A 14,616-nucleotide genomic window follows, 5' to 3' on the forward strand; every position below is an offset into this window, starting at 1 on the left:
TCATCCCGTCGCCGGGCGCGGGGTTGCGCACGGTGGAAGGTGCACCGGGTCCGGCCGAGCAGGACGATCCGACAGTGGAGCGGACGGACGCGCCGGGGCGCCCGGTTCTGCCGAGGCAAGGCTCAACAGATCCTTTTCGGACAGTTCGGGTGCGTGAGGAGCGGACGATGACATCAGTGCGAGGGGATGCGCCGGGGGCCACAACCGCCACCGGCGGGAGTGTCCGACCGAGGATCTTCTTTCCGGAACTGGAGGGCATGCGCGGGGTGGCGGCCGTGATGGTCATGCTGACCCACATCGCGCTGACCACGGGCATGATCGCCTCCGACATGTACGGCGCGGCCGGCAACCCGATCGCCGGACCGATCTTCAACACCATGGACGTCAGCGTGCCGATCTTCTTCGTCCTCTCCGGACTGGTGCTGTACCGGCCCTTCGCGCTGGCCACCCTCACCGACCGGCCGCCGATGGCGCTGAAGCCGTACTTCTGGCGGCGGGCCCTGCGGATCCTGCCGGCGTACTGGGTGCTGACCGTGACGGCGCTGCTCGTGCTCAACGCCGACGCCGTCACCGGGCTGTGGCACGTGCTGCGCTCGCTGCTCGTGCTGCACGTCTACCAGCCGGACGCGATGCCCACGGGCATGGAGCAGACGTGGAGCCTCGCGACCGAGGTCGCGTTCTACGTCACCCTGCCGCTGCTGGCCTGGGCGTTGCGCCGCTGGGCGGCACGCGCCGCCGACCCGGGGGCCCGCGCGAGGCGGCTGCTGCTGCCGCTGGGCGCCCTGGTGCTGACCGGCGCCGGCTTCGCCGCGTACCACCACCTGCCCTCGATGGGCGCCTTCCCGATTCAGCACCTCTGGCCGACCGAGTACATGGGCTACCTGGCGGTCGGCATGATCCTGGCGATCCTCTCCGCCGTCGCCGAGGTGGCGCCCGAGCGGACGCCGGCCGCGTACCGGTTCCTCATCCGGCACCCGGGCGCCGCGTGGATCGGCGCGGCGCTGGCGTACGCGGCGGCCTGCTCCCCCCTGGGCGGCCCGAACGAGATGAACTACCCGCCGCTGGGATCGGCGATGGTCGACCACATCCTCTACCTGGCCATCTCCCTGCTGCTGGTGGCGCCGCTGACCCTGCCGGCGGGCCGTCCCGGCTACATGCGGGCGGCCCTGTCCAACCCCGTGCTGCGCTTCCTCGGCCGGATCTCCTACGGGGTCTTCCTCTGGCACGTCTTCTACCTGTGGATCTACTTCGGAACGACCGGCACGCCGCTGGGCACCGGGAACTTCTGGCTCGTCACCGCGGCGGTGGCCGGTGCCAGCGTGGTGACGGCGACGCTGAGCTTCTACCTGTTGGAGCGCCCGGTGATGGGGCTGCGGCCGTGGTTGGGCCGGGCGCCCGTGGACCCGGGGGCCCAGGCGCCGAGCACGGTACGCGAGCAGCTCCCGGCCGGCCGCGAGGCGGCGCAGTGGGAGCCGCACAGCACCGAGCCGGCCGCCCCCGCAGTAGCGGCCGAGTGAGAGCGACCGCAGACCGGCAACCCCTGTACCGGGCGGGAGGTCCGTCCGGCGGCGAACCGAGAGGAACCACACGATGAGCGACACCGCGAGAGGCCGGGCCGTCGTCCTCGGCGCGAGCATGGCCGGGCTGTTCGCCGCCAAGGTGCTCGCCGAGGCGTACCGGGAGGTGGTCCTGGTGGACCGGGACCGGCTCGCCGACGCGACCGAGGTGCGCCGCGGTGCACCGCAGGGGCGGCACCTGCACGGCCTGCTCGCCCGGGGTCAGCAGGCCATCGAGGAGCTGCTGCCCGGCTTCACCGACGAGGCGACCGCGGCCGGCCTGCGCTCGGGCGACCTCGGCACCCGGATCCGCTGGTACTTCAACGGCCACCGGCTGAAGCCGGCGGAGACCGGCCTGCTGGTGGTCGGGGGCTACCGGCCGGGCATCGAGGCGCTGGTGCGGCGCCGGGTGCTGGCCCTGTCGGGGGTGCGGCTCGTCGAGGACGCCGACGTCGTCGCCCCGGTCGCCACCGCCGACGGCAACCGGATCACCGGCGTGCGGATCCACCACCGCGGCGCCGACGTCGCCGAGGTGATCGACGCCGACCTGGTCGTGGACGCCACCGGCCGCGGCTCCCGGACCCCCGCCTGGCTGACCGAGCTCGGCCACGGCCCGGTGCCGGAGGAGCGGATCAAGATCGGGCTCACCTACACCAGCGCGCGGTTCCGCTTCTCCCACGACCCGTTCCACGGCGACGTCTCGATCAACCCGGTGGCCACCCCCGCCCACCCGCGCGGCGCGTTCCTCGCCACGCTGGGCGGCGACACCGGGCTGCTCTCGCTCACCGGCATCCTCGGCGACGAGCCGCCGACCGACCGCGAGGGCTTCCTGGCGTACGCGGCCTCGCTGCCCGTGCCCGACATCATCGACGCCGTCCGGGACGCCGAGTTCCTCGACGAGCCGGCCTCGTTCCGGTTCCCGGCCAGCGTCCGGCGCCGCTACGAGCGGGTGTCCCGGCTGCCGGAGGGGCTGCTCGTGGTCGGCGACGCGGTCTGCACGTTCAACCCGGTGTACGGCCAGGGCATGACCGTCGCCGCCCTGGAGGCGCTGATCCTGCGCCGGCACCTCGCCCGTGGTGGAACGCCCCGGCCGCGGGCCTTCTTCGCCGACATCTCCCGGCAGCTCGACGCGCCGTGGGAGGTCGCCGCCGGCGGCGACCTGGCCCACCCGCGGGTGGAGGGTCCGCGCCCGTTCAAGGTGCGGATGGCCAACGCCTACATCGCCCGGGTGCACGCCGCCGCCACCCGGGACAGCCGGGTCACGGACGCCTTCCTGCGGGTGGCCGGGCTGATCGACCCGCCGCAGGCGATCATGCGTCCCTCGGTGATGCTGCGCGTGCTGCGGGCGGGCGGGCAACCGGCCGGCTCCGTCGCCACGCCGTCCGGCCCGGTGGCCCGTCCCCCGGCGCGCGACCGCGGCTGAGGCGGGTCCGCACCCGCGGGGGTCGCTCCCCCACACGAGCTGACGGCCCGTCGTGCCGCGCACGACGGGCCGTAGCTCCACGGGTCGCGCCCCACCGGCGGCACTCGACAGGCCGTACTCCACGAACCGGACGCCACCGGCGGCACTCGACAGGCCTGTACTCCACGGACCGCACGCCACCGGCGGCACCCGACACGCAGGCCTGGTAGCGGACAGCGTCACGCGGTGACCACGACGCATCGACGTCGTGGTCACCGCGTTCGCGTACTGGCGGGTGGCGACCCGGGGCGGGTCAGCGGGACGACGCCGTCCTCGCCGCGGCGACCGCCTCCTCGTAGCGCGGGTGCTCGCCGACCTCGCGCACGTACTCGACGTGCACGACGCGGTCCTCGGCGTCGACCACGAAGACCGCCCGGGCGAGCAGCCGGAACTCCGCGATCACCACGCCGTAGGCGAGCCCGAAGGACAGGTCGCGGTGGTCCGAGGCCGTCCGGACCCCCTCGATGCCGGCGTTGCCGCACCACCTGGCCTGCGCGAAGGGCAGGTCCACGGAGATGGTCAGCACGCTCACCCCCGGCAGGGCGGCGGCCTCCTCGTTGAACCGCCGCGTCTGCTGGTCGCAGACGCCGGTGTCGAGCGACGGCACCACGGACAGGATCCGCACCGTACCGGCCGACGAGGCCAGGTCGACCGGCGAGAAGTCGTTGGCCAGCGCGGTGAAGGCCGGCGCGGGATCGCCCACGCGCACCTCCGGCCCGAGCAGCGTGACCGGGCGACCCCGGAACGTCGTGACGCCGGCACGTTCCAACGCGACTGTCATCAGGTTCTCCTAGCGTCCAGCGGGAGGTGGCGGGTCGGCCGGCGCCGGCGTGACCCAGCGGGCACCGGCGGCCCCAGGGGCGCGGCCGGTACCGGGCGGTACGCCGGCCCGCGCCGCACCCAGCATCGTCCGCCGGGCCCGACGGCCGCACCTTCGCACGTGCCGCCTCGCGCCAGGTCAGCGCACCGCGTCGGCGTGCTCGGGGGCGGTGGCCGACGCTTCGGCCGGCGGCCGGCGGCGCAGCATCGGCACCGGGATCAGCGAGACGACCCCGGCGGCGACCGACAGCACCACGTAGTTGGTGGTCGCCAACACCACCCCGGCCACCACGCTGGCCACGGCCGAGGCGGCCCACACGAGGGCGTCCACCCGACCCTGCACCGCTCGCCGCGCGGCCGGGGTCAGCGCCTGGGTGAGCAGGGCGCTACCGCCGACGAAGGTGAGGTTCCAGCCCCAGCCGAGCAGGAAGAGCGAGACCACCAGGCGGGTGAGGCCGCTGCCGTGGGCGGCCGGCCACGACGCCACCACGACGGAGGTGACCAGCAGGCCGATGCCCATCAGGATCGCGGCCCGACCGCCGAAACGGTCCGAGAGGTAGCCGGAGAGCGGCGCCAGCGCGAACATGCCGATCATGTGGCCGCTGAGCACCACGCCCACCGCCGTGAGGCCGTGGTGGTTGCTGCTCATGTGCAGCGGCGTCATGGTCATCAGGGCGACCATGGCCAGCTGCCCGGCGATCATGGACACCAACGCGACGGACACCACCGGGTGCCGCCACACCTGCGCCGGGGTCGGATCGTTGGCGCCCTGCCGGGCCGCCGTCCGCGACCGGGGCATGGCGGCGGAGGCGAGCACGCAGATGCCGGCCGCCAGCAGGGCCACGAGGAACGGCCCGGCCAGGTCCGGCAGACCCAGCCGGTCGGCGACGTCGGCGCTCGGATCCATCAGGTTGGGCCCGAAGACCGCCCCGACGGTGCCCGCCCAGACGATGACCCCGACGGCCAGTCCCTGCCGGCGGGGCGGGTACAGGTCCGCCGCGCAGTACCGCGACAGCTGCGCCCCGCCGTTGCCCACCCCGAGCAGCACCATGCCGAAGATCAGCAGCAGCACCTGCCCGGAGGCCACGGCGGCGCCGGCCACCGCCGCGCCCACGATCGCGACCAGGTAGCCCAGCGACAGCGCGGAACGGGTGCCCCGACGCGCCATCAGCGCGGCCAGCCAGAGCGTGCCGGCGGCGGTGCCCAGCACACCGGCCGCGTTCGGCACGCCGCTCCAGAGCTCGGTCAGTTCCTCCGCGCCGATCAGCGTGGACGCCGTGCTGGCCCCCACCATGGAGGTGTTGGTGGCGGCCACCCCACCGAGCAGGGCCGCCATCGACCGACGCCGGCCGGCGGTTTCCACGTCGACGCTCATGATCCTCTTTTCTTGACGAGCAGTGCCACCGGCAGGCGGCCGAACAGGTCCTCGACGCGGGGCGCCGACGAACGGACCGGCGCGCCGGTGAGCGCGTCCATCCAGCCATCGGCGTCACCGGGCAGGGGCACCACGGTGTCGGCCCAGCCGCCCCTTTCGGTGAGCCCCACCGGCAGCCGGGTGGCCAGCGCCACGACGCCGTCGTCACCGCCGCGCGAGAAGCCGATGAGGTGCTCCGCCGCGCCACCCTCCGCACGGACCGGGCGGTAACCGCGGAACAGCCCCGGACTGTCCCGGCGCAGCCGCAGCACCCGGGAGGTGACCAGCAGCTTGGCCGCCCCCGTGTCGTCGACCTGCGGCCTCCGCCCCGCGTCGATCTCCGCCAGCAGCCGCCGGCGGGCCGCGAAGTCGACCGGACGGCGGTTGTCCGGATCGACAAGCGAGTAGTCCCACAGCTCCGTGCCCTGGTAGACGTCGGGCACCCCGGGACCGGCGAGCTGCAGCAGCTTCTGGCCCAGCGAGTTCGACCAGCCGGGCGGGGCGATCCGGTCGACGAAGGCATGGACCTCCGCCGTGAGGGCCGCGTCGGCGAGCACCCGGGTGGGCCAGCTCGTGACGCCGTCCTCGTAGTCGAGGTCGGGATCGTGCCAGTTCGTGCGCACCCGCGTCTCGCGGGCGACCTTGAGCAGGTAGGCGGAGAGCCGCTCGGGGCCGATCGGCCAGGCGCCGAGCAGGGTCTGCCAGGCCAGCGGTTCGAGCAGGGGGTCGCCCAGCGGCTGCCGGGCCGACCAGCGGCGGAAGCGCTCGGCGTACGCCTCCGGCAGCTCGCTGAGCACCGCCAGGCGGGCCCGTACGTCCTCCGAGCGCTTGGTGTCGTGGGTGGACAACGTGGTCATGGTGGCGGGCCAGCCGGCCTCCCGGGCCGCGTTCGCCGCGTGCAGCTCACCCGGCGACACCCCGAACCGGCCCGGGTCGACGCCCACCTCGTTGACCGCGACCAGGCTGTTGTGCCGGTAGATCGCGGTGTCCTCGACGCCCTTGGCCATCACCGGGCCGGTCGCCTGCTGCACCCGTACCGCGAGCGGCCCGGTCGGCCGGGCGACCATCTCGTCCCGGACGGCGGTGAGGATCCCCCGCAGCGCCGGCCGACGCCGCGCGGCCCGCTCGACCGCCTCGTCCAGCGCCCAGCGATGCTGCGGGAGATAGGACCGGTAGACGGGAAACTCCACCAGCAGGGCCCGGACGGCCTCCGCGCGCTCGGCCGCCGGGCAGCGGGGCAGCAGCGCCGCGACGAGCGCCTCCACCCGTCGCGCCTCGGCGACCAGCATCGTCGCGACGACCTGCTCGCGCGCCTCGCGCACGACGTCGGCCAGCGCGGTGCCGGTCAGGCCGGCCGCCTCGGTCAGCCGCTGCCGGCCCGCCGGGGCCACGAAGACGCCCGAGATCTCGGCCAGCGCGTCGTAGCCCGTGGTGCCGTCCACCGGCCAGCCCGCCGGCAGCTCCTCGCCGGCGCCCAGCACCTTCTCCACCACGATCCACGCTCCGGGCGCCGCGGCCCGCAGCCGCCGCAGGTATCCCGAGGGATCCGCCAGGCCGTCCGGATGGTCGACGCGCAGCCCGGTGACCTGCCCCTCCCGCACCCAGCGCAGCGTCTCGGCGTGCAGCGCCCCGAACACCTCCGGGTCCTCCGTGCGCAGGCAGGCCAGCGTGTCGATGTTGAAGAACCGGCGGTACGTCAGGTCGGCCGCCCCCCGGCGCCAGGACACCAGCCGGTAGTGCTGCCGGCCGTGCACCTGCGCCACCGTGCCGTGCCCGGTGCCGGGCGCCAGCGGAAAGCGGTGCTCGTGGTAGACCAGCGAGTCGTCGGCGAGCTTCAGCTCCCCCTCGGCCGCCGCGCCGCCGTCGCCGTCGTCGCCCAGCACCGGCAGCAACAGCGGCCCCGCCGACCAGTCGACGTCGAAGAACCGGGCGTAGCGGGACTCCGGCCCGTGCCGCAGCACGTCGGACCACCACGGGTTGGCCGCCGCGTCGGCGACGCCCATGTGGTTGCAGACCACGTCGACCACGAAGCCGAGCCCGGCCTCGGCGAGCCGGCGGGCGAGCGCGAGCCGCGCCCGCTCGCCGCCCCGGCCCGGGTCGGCGCGCGTGGGGTCGACCAGGTCGTAGCCGTGCGTCGAGCCCGGCGCCGCGGCGAGCAGCGGGGAGGCGTAGAGCGCGCCGACACCGAGGTCGACCAGGTAGTCGGTCAGCGCGACGGCGTCGGAGAGACCGAGGTGGGGGCCGAACTGGAGCCGGTACGTGGAGGTCGGTGCCGCCATCAGCCGGTGAACCCCCTGGCCCGTCGGGTGGACGCCCGCCGGTCCCGGCCGTACGTCTCGGTCAGGCGGCGCAGCCGGAACTCCAGGCCCGGGGTCAACGCCTCCGCCCGGAACCGCCACCGCCAACTCCCCTCGGCCTGCCCCGGGACGTTCATCCGGGCCGCCGGGCCCAGCTCCAGCACGTCCTGCAACGGCAGGACCGCGAGCTCGGCCACCGACGCGAAGACCGCCCGCGCCATCGACCAGCAGATGCCGTCCGGCACGCCCCCGAGATAGCGCTCCACCCGCAGCCGCTGGTCGGCGCTCGACTCCTCCCACCAGCCCAGTGTGGTGTCGTTGTCGTGCGTGCCCGTGTAGGCCACGCAGTCGGTCGGGTAGTGGTGCGGCAGATGCTGGTTCTCGTCGCCGGCGAAGGCGAACTGGAGCAGCCGCATGCCGGGGATGCCGGCGTCGATGCGCAGCTGCTGCACCTCGGCCGAGGCGGGCCCCAGGTCCTCGGCCAGCATCACCACCTCGCCGAGTTCCTTGCGGACGGCCTGGAACAGCGACGGGCCCGGCCCGTCGCGCCAGCGCCCCGCACTCGCCGGGCGGCCCACCGGCACCGCCCAGTAGCGCAGGAAGCCCCGGAAGTGGTCGAGCCGGATCATGTCGTACAGCTGGGTCATCCGGCGGATCCGGTCGACCCACCAGGCGTACTGGTCCTGCGCCATCAGCTCCCAGCGGTAGAGCGCGTTGCCCCAGACCTGGCCGTCGGCGCTGAACTCGTCGGGCGGGAACCCGGCCACGGCGGTCGGGTGGCCCGCCGCGTCCAGCTGGAACAGCTCCGGCGCCGCCCACGTCTCGCAGCTGTCCGTGCCGGCGAACATGGCCACGTCGCCGATCAGCTCGATGCCGAGCCGGCGGGCGTGGTCGCGGACGGCGGTGAAGTGCGCGGCGAACAGGTACTGCTCGAAACGGTAGTAGTCGAGGCGGTCCCGCTCGGTGTCGTCGAGCCGGGCCAGCGCGTCCGGGTCCCGCCGGGCCAGCGGCGCCGGCCAGCTCGTCCACGACCCGCCGTGCCGCTCCCGCAGGGTCATGTAGCGGGCGTAGTCGTCCAGCCACCACGCCTGTTCCCGGGCGAACGCCTCGCTGTCGGCGGTCGGCGTGAAGGCGGCGTACGCCCGGGCCAGCAGGTCGGCCTTGACGGCGCCCGCCGCCGGGTAGTCCACGGTGTCCGGCGGCAGCGCCGGCACGTCCGCCAGGTCGGCGGCGGTGAGCAGGCCCTCGTCGCGCAGCCGCTCGACGCTCACGTAGAGCGGGCTGCCGGCCAGCGTGGAGCTGGCCTGGTACGGGCAGCCGTCCGCGCCGACGGGGTTGAGCGGCAGCATCTGCCACACGCTCTGCTCGGCGGCCGCGAGGAAGTCCAGCCACTCGATCGCGGCCGGCCCGAACTCACCCACCCCGAACCGGCCCGGTAGTGAGCTGGGATGCAGCAGGATCCCGCTACGTCGGTTGACCGGCACCCGAGTCGTCCTCCCGTCCTGTCCCGTGCGCCGGCGCGCGCACGTACAACTGCTCGTACCGCTCGGCGGCCTCGTCCCACGAGAACCGGGCCCGCATGCCGCGCTCCCGCAACCGCGCCCACGCCTGCCGGTCTACCCAGCGCGCGACCACCTGCGCGATCAGGTCGACCAGGTCCGGCGCGCGGTAGCCGTCGAACGAGAAGCCGAGCCCCGTCGCGGCGACCGTCTCCGCCATGCCGCCGACGCGCCGCACCACGGGCACCGACCCGTAACGCAGCGCGATCAGCGGCGCCAGCCCGCACGGCTCGAACCGGGAGGGCGCCAGGAAGGCGTCCGAGCCGGCGTACGCCAGCCGGGCGATCGCCTCACCGCTGTCCGGGTGGTAGGCGACGTGTGGGTAGTAGCGGGCGGCGCGGCGGAACGACCGCTCGTACTCGGCCCCGACGCCGACGACGACGAGTTGCAGGCCGAGGGCGGCGATCTCGTCGATGCCCTCCAGCAGCAGGTCGACGCCCTTCTGGTCGACCAACCGGCCGACGAAGGCGAACAGCGGCACCGCCGGATCCGTCGCCAGGCCGCTGCGCTGCTGGAGCGCGCGCTTCGCCGCCGCCTTGCCCGCGAGGTCGTGCACGTCGAAGCGGGCCGGCAGGTGCGGGTCCGTGGCGGGGTCGAAGTCGTCGTAGTCGACCCCGTTGCGGATCCCGTGGTAGTCCGCGCCCCGGGCCCGCAGCAGCCCTTGCAGCCCGACGCCGTGCGCGGGGGCGAGGGTCTCGTCCCGGTAGCGGGCGCTGACGGTGGTGACCGCGTCGGCGTACCGGATGCCCTGGGCCAGCAGGTTGCCGGTGCCGTAGCGGGTCAGGTCCAGCTCGTCGGCCTTGTCGTGCGGGAACAGCCCCTGGTAGGCGAGGTTGTGGATGGTCATCACGGTCCGCGGCGACGCGTCGAGGGCACGCAGGTGTGCCGGGACGTGCCCGACGTGCCAGTCGTTGCAGTGCACCGCGTCGGGCGGGCTCGCCGACCGGGCCGCCAGCTCGGCGACCGCCCGGGAGAACAGCACGAAGGACGACAGGTGCTTCTCCACGTACCCCTCGGGCCGCTGCCAGTCGGGATGCTGCGGCGTCCGCAGGGTGAGGTACCGGACGCCGTCGTGGTCGCCCAGGTCGTCGACGGTGAACTCGGCGCGCGCCGAGCCCGCCGCGACGGCCACCGTGCCGACCCGGCGGCCGTCCGGCAGCCCCGCGTAGCCGGGCAGGAACAGCCGTACGTCGTGCCCCCGGCCGGCCAGCGCCCGGGGCAGGGCCCGGGCGACGTCCCCGAGGCCGCCCACCTTGACCAGGGGAGCCACCTCGGAGGTGGCGAAGAAGACCCGCAGCGGGCGGCCGGCGCTCACGCCCGCGTCCCCGACAGCGTGGCCGGCCCCGCGACCGTGGACAGGCCCGCGATCGGGGCACCGGCCAGGCGCAGCTCGACCGCGCCGGCGGTCCGGGCGACGCTCAGCGCGGCGAGGTCCGGCGCGGTCCAGGTCGCCCCGGCGGCCCGCAGGGCCGGCGCGTCGCCGACGCCGACGGTCACCGCCCCGGCGGACGAGGCGGCGCGGACGCCGCTGGGGGCGTCCTCGACGACCAGGCAGCCCGCCGGGGCCAGCCCGAGCCGGCGCGCCGCGAGCAGGTAGCAGTCCGGCGCCGGCTTGCCGCGCGCCGTCTCACCCCAGGTGACCATGGCGTCGAAGGCCGCGGCGACGCCCAGGTGCGCCACCACCCGCCGGGCCCGGCGCGCGGAGGCGCCGGTGACCAGCGCCAGCCGGACACCGGCGCCGCCGAGCGTCGCCAGGATCTCCCGGGCGCCCGGCACCTCGACGAACGCGAGGTCGGTCTCGGCGACCCGCACCCGGCGCAGGATCTCCTCCCGCGTGTCGGGGCCGAGGTCGCCGAAGAGCGCAGAGACCGAGTGTTCCGGGGAACAGCCGAGCACGTCGTCGCGGATCGCCGACGCGGACAGCGCCCGATCGTGCTCGGCGGCCAGGCCCCGCCAGAGCGACAGGATGGCCTCGGTCGAGTCGATCAGGACGCCGTCCAGGTCGAACAGCACACCGGCGAAGACGGGGACCGGTCCGGACGCCATCAGCCCCCCGCCACGGCGGGCAGGATGGTCAGCGAGTCGCCGTCGCGCAGGCGGGAGTCGAGCATCCCGCTGGTGCGCACGTCGACGTCGTTGATGTAGAGGTTGACGAAGCGGCGCAGCTGCCCGTCCTCCCCCATCACGCGGCTGCCCAGCCCCGGATGCCGGGCCTCGAGGTCGGCCAGCACCTCGGCGACGGTCGAGCCGTCCGCGGTCACGTACTTGCTGCCACTTGTGTAGTTGCGGAACACGGTCGGGATGCACACCTCGACGGCCATGGTCGGCTCCTCGGTCAGTAGGGGATCTCGTCGCCGGGCATGGCGCCGGCCAGGTACGACAGCCGACCGGCGTCCACGGCGTGCTTCATCGCCTGCGCCATCAGCATCGGCTCCCGGGCCTTCACCAGGGCGGTGTTGACCAGTACCGCCGCCGCCCCGAGCTCCATCGCCAGGGTGGCGTGCCGGGCGCTGCCCAGGCCGCCCTCGACGACCACCGGAATGTCGACCGTGTCGATGATCTGGCGGATCGGGCCGGGGTTGGGGATGCCGTGGCCGGAGGCCACGGGGGCGCTCATCACGCGCAGCGCCGAGCAGCCGAGCGCCGCCAGCTCCTTGGCGGTCGCGAGGTCGGGCAGGATGAACGGCATGACCTCCCAGCCCTGCTCGCGCAGCTGGGCGGCGACCTCGACGGTGGCCCGGTTGTCCGGCTCGTTGGTCCGGCCGCGGACGTCCAGCTTGAACACGGTGATGCCGTAGGCGTCGTGCAGGATGTTGACGGTCTTCCACGCGCTGTCGGCCGACCGGGCGAACGAGGTCGTGCCGATCCACAGGTACTGCTCGATGGGGATCTCGTCGGCCAGGTCGGACAGCAGGAGACTCGAACGGTTGTTGTCGGGGTCCACGGTGGTGATGAAGACCTGCGAACCGGTCGCCTCGAGCACCTGGCGGATCACCGACGGCGACGTGTACTGCTCGATACCGACGAGCAGGCGCGAGGTCAGCTCCGTGTCGCCGAGCCTGACCCACGCGTCCCGGAGGCCAGCGACCTCCATCGAATCCACGGACATGTACACCCTTTCTGGTCGAGCCGGGCACGACCGGCGGCGGGAGCGTCAGCCCGGGCCAGGGTGGGGCGGGGGCGGGGCCCCCGAAGCCCGCCAAGACCCGGACGCACCGCCGGCCGGCGAATCACCGATCGGTCCGTCACAGGAGTTGCGAAAAGAATCTTGGTTGCCACGGCGCTGCACGGCATCTTCCAACGTGCGGCACTTCATGACATGCAGATCATTGATTGTTTACGAAGACGGTGATATTCGGCCGGCCCGCGTCGGCGCGGAGAAGTGCCGTCACCGCCGGATCAGGACCTCCGGCAGCGGCTTGCGGACCAGGTCCGGCACCGTCGCGTCCGGCGCCGGATAGCCGACCGGCATGACCAGGTACGGGCGCTCCTCCGGCGGCCGTTCGCACACCTCGTTGAGGAAGCGCATCGGGCTCGGCGTGTGCGTCAGGGTGGCCAGGCCGGCGTGGTGCAGCGCCGTGATCAGCACGCCGACCGCGATGCCGACGGATTCCTTGACGTAGTAGGGCTTCGGGGACCGGGGGCCCTGGTGCACCTCGAACACCACGATCACGACCGGCGCCACCTCCAGGAAGGGCTTGTGCCAGTCCGTACCGATCGGGGCGATCGCCTCCAGCCACTGCGCCGACGCGCGCCGGGCGTAGAACTCGCGCTCCTCGGCCTCGGCCGCCTCCCGCAGCCGCCGCTTGCGGGCCGCGTCGGTGACCACGACGAACCGCCACGGTTGCAGGTTCGCGCCGCTCGGCGCGGTCGCCGCCGCGCGGATCGCCTCCTCGATCACCTCCATCGGCACCGGCTGCGGCGAGAAGTGCCGGATGGAGCGCCTGGCGGCCATCCGGTCGGCGAAGGTACGCGCGTTGTGCACCATGTCCCCGGCCGCCGCCAGCAGCGAGTCGGGTCCGGGGTCACCGGTCATTCCAGCCATGAAAGCCTCCCGCGTGATCGACGGATCCAGCATCGCCCAACGGCGCCGGGCGCGTTTTCGCAACCGTGCGGAACTTCGACCGCCGTCCGCCGCGCGGGCGGGTGGGCGCGACGCCGCGCGGGCGGGTGGGCGGCTCACCCGTCCGTCGACGAGGCCTGCCCGGCGGGCACCGCGCCGAGCGGCCGGTGCTCCTCGGCGGCTTCGGCCGGGCCGGGCGTGGCGAGGAGTCGGGCCGTCAGGGCGGCCAGCAGCGCGGTGCGCTCCGGCATCCGCGCGACGTCGACGTACTCGCCACGCGCGTGCGGCAGGCCCCCGACCCCACCCAGACCGTCCAGGGTCGGTACGCCGAGGGCACCGGTGAAGTTGGCGTCGGAGGCGCCCGGGGCGGCGACGCCGCGGACGGCCGGCAGCCCGAGGTCCACCGCCACCGACTGCGCGACCCGCAGCAGCGGCGTCGACACGGAGGCCGGCAGCGGGTACCGGTTGATCCCGCCGCTGACGGCCAGCCGCGCGTCGGGCAGTCGGGGGGTCAGCTCGCGGACCAGCCGGTCCACCCGGTGCAGCTCCTCGCGGGTCCAGGCGCGTACGTCGACGCAGAGGACCGCGGACTCCGGCACCACGTTCGTCATCGTGCCGGCGGTCAGGGCCGTCGGGGTCACGCTCGTCTCCCCGGCGGCGAAGGCCTGCACGGCGAGGACGTGGTGCGCGAGTTCGACCCCGGCGTTGACGCCCCGGTGCGGTTCGACGCCGGCGTGCGCCGCCCGACCCCGCACCGTGATCCGGTAGACGGAGCCGCCCTTGCGCGCGACCTTGAGGTCGCCGCCCTCGGTGCTCGGCTCGCCGACCAGCACCGCGCCGGAGCGGCGGGCCTGCTCCTCGATCAGCGGCCGGGAGGTGGCCGACCCGCTCTCCTCGTCGCAGGTGAGCAGCAGCCCCACCCGCGAGGTGTCCGGCAGCAGTTCCAGCGCGGTGAGCATCTGCACGATCCCGGCCTTCATGTCGCAGACGCCGGGCCCCGTGGCGGTGCTTCCGGTGATCGTGAACGGCCAGTCCCGGATGGTGCCCGCGGGCCAGACCGTGTCGTAGTGCCCCAGCAGCAGCACGCGTTGGTCGGGAGCCGCCCAGAGCAGGTGCGGCAGTCCGTCGAGGACGACACGACGCCCCCGCCGGCCCAGCGCGGCGTCGCCCCACGCCTCGAGCAGGTCGGCGCAGGCGGCCAGTTCCCGGCCCCGCCCCGGCGGCGACTCGCAGGTCACCAACCGGCTCAACCGCGCCGTCATCACCGCTGCCCGGGCCTGCGCCCCACGCCGAAATGCATCGACATCCACCATGGTCTGATGGTGGCATCGCCACCCGTGGCGGCCACAGGGCGTGACGCCGACACCGCACGGATGCGGTGGGTGCGGCGCCCACACGGCATCCTGGAAGACAGGGCCACGAGGCGGGCCGGCCGCCCGTGCCGGA

12 protein-coding genes are annotated in these 14,616 nt (G+C 74.4%); 2 read left to right on the forward strand and 10 right to left on the reverse strand.

Going from position 1 to position 14,616, the window contains the following annotated elements; genetic code table 11:
* The first annotated feature begins 167 nt into the window (after nucleotides 1-167).
* On the forward strand, nucleotides 168-1,517 hold the full coding sequence (locus ACN27A_RS06995; RefSeq protein WP_421450511.1) for an acyltransferase family protein: 1,350 nt from the start codon (nucleotides 168-170) through the stop codon (nucleotides 1,515-1,517).
* Nucleotides 1,518-1,590: 73 nt separating this feature from the next.
* Nucleotides 1,591-2,979, forward strand: a complete 1,389-nt coding sequence (locus ACN27A_RS07000) for an FAD-dependent oxidoreductase (protein WP_421450513.1) — start codon at nucleotides 1,591-1,593, stop codon at nucleotides 2,977-2,979.
* A gap of 292 nt (nucleotides 2,980-3,271) precedes the next feature.
* On the opposite strand, the gene tpx is transcribed toward ACN27A_RS07000, so the two are convergent.
* The 10 genes from tpx to ACN27A_RS07050 form a co-directional block, all read right to left on the reverse strand.
* Nucleotides 3,272-3,799 (reverse strand): thiol peroxidase, encoded by a 528-nt coding sequence (tpx, locus tag ACN27A_RS07005; protein WP_421450514.1) that lies wholly within the window; start codon nucleotides 3,797-3,799, stop codon nucleotides 3,272-3,274.
* Between the two features lie 177 nt (nucleotides 3,800-3,976).
* A complete protein-coding gene (locus tag ACN27A_RS07010; RefSeq protein ID WP_421450516.1) occupies nucleotides 3,977-5,212 on the reverse strand; it encodes an MFS transporter in 1,236 nt (411 codons plus the stop codon).
* Nucleotides 5,209-7,530 (reverse strand): malto-oligosyltrehalose synthase, encoded by a 2,322-nt coding sequence (gene treY / locus ACN27A_RS07015; RefSeq protein WP_421450518.1) that lies wholly within the window; start codon nucleotides 7,528-7,530, stop codon nucleotides 5,209-5,211. The genes ACN27A_RS07010 and treY overlap by 4 nt, the downstream gene beginning before the upstream one ends.
* A complete protein-coding gene (gene malQ / locus ACN27A_RS07020; RefSeq protein WP_421450520.1) occupies nucleotides 7,530-9,032 on the reverse strand; it encodes a 4-alpha-glucanotransferase in 1,503 nt (500 codons plus the stop codon). Before malQ ends, treY begins: the two co-directional genes overlap by 1 nt.
* Entirely contained in the window at nucleotides 9,013-10,422 is a 1,410-nt protein-coding gene (locus ACN27A_RS07025) for a glycogen synthase (RefSeq protein ID WP_421450522.1), read from the reverse strand. The genes malQ and ACN27A_RS07025 overlap by 20 nt, the downstream gene beginning before the upstream one ends.
* A complete protein-coding gene (locus tag ACN27A_RS07030; RefSeq protein WP_421450523.1) occupies nucleotides 10,419-11,153 on the reverse strand; it encodes an HAD family hydrolase in 735 nt (244 codons plus the stop codon). The genes ACN27A_RS07025 and ACN27A_RS07030 overlap by 4 nt, the downstream gene beginning before the upstream one ends.
* Nucleotides 11,153-11,428, reverse strand: a complete 276-nt coding sequence (locus tag ACN27A_RS07035) for a MoaD/ThiS family protein (protein ID WP_132238266.1) — start codon at nucleotides 11,426-11,428, stop codon at nucleotides 11,153-11,155. Before ACN27A_RS07035 ends, ACN27A_RS07030 begins: the two co-directional genes overlap by 1 nt.
* Before the next feature lie 14 nt (nucleotides 11,429-11,442).
* Nucleotides 11,443-12,216, reverse strand: coding sequence for a thiamine biosynthesis protein ThiG (locus ACN27A_RS07040; protein WP_421450525.1), 774 nt, complete (start codon nucleotides 12,214-12,216; stop codon nucleotides 11,443-11,445).
* Nucleotides 12,217-12,495: 279 nt separating this feature from the next.
* A complete protein-coding gene (locus ACN27A_RS07045) occupies nucleotides 12,496-13,095 on the reverse strand; it encodes a nitroreductase family protein (protein WP_311413408.1) in 600 nt (199 codons plus the stop codon).
* A 191-nt stretch (nucleotides 13,096-13,286) separates the two neighbouring features.
* On the reverse strand, nucleotides 13,287-14,432 hold the full coding sequence (locus tag ACN27A_RS07050; RefSeq protein WP_421450527.1) for a M20/M25/M40 family metallo-hydrolase: 1,146 nt from the start codon (nucleotides 14,430-14,432) through the stop codon (nucleotides 13,287-13,289).
* Nucleotides 14,433-14,616 lie beyond the last annotated feature (184 nt).

The organism is Micromonospora sp. WMMD737, from assembly GCF_049179055.1.
GTDB lineage: Bacteria > Actinomycetota > Actinomycetes > Mycobacteriales > Micromonosporaceae > Micromonospora > Micromonospora reichwaldensis.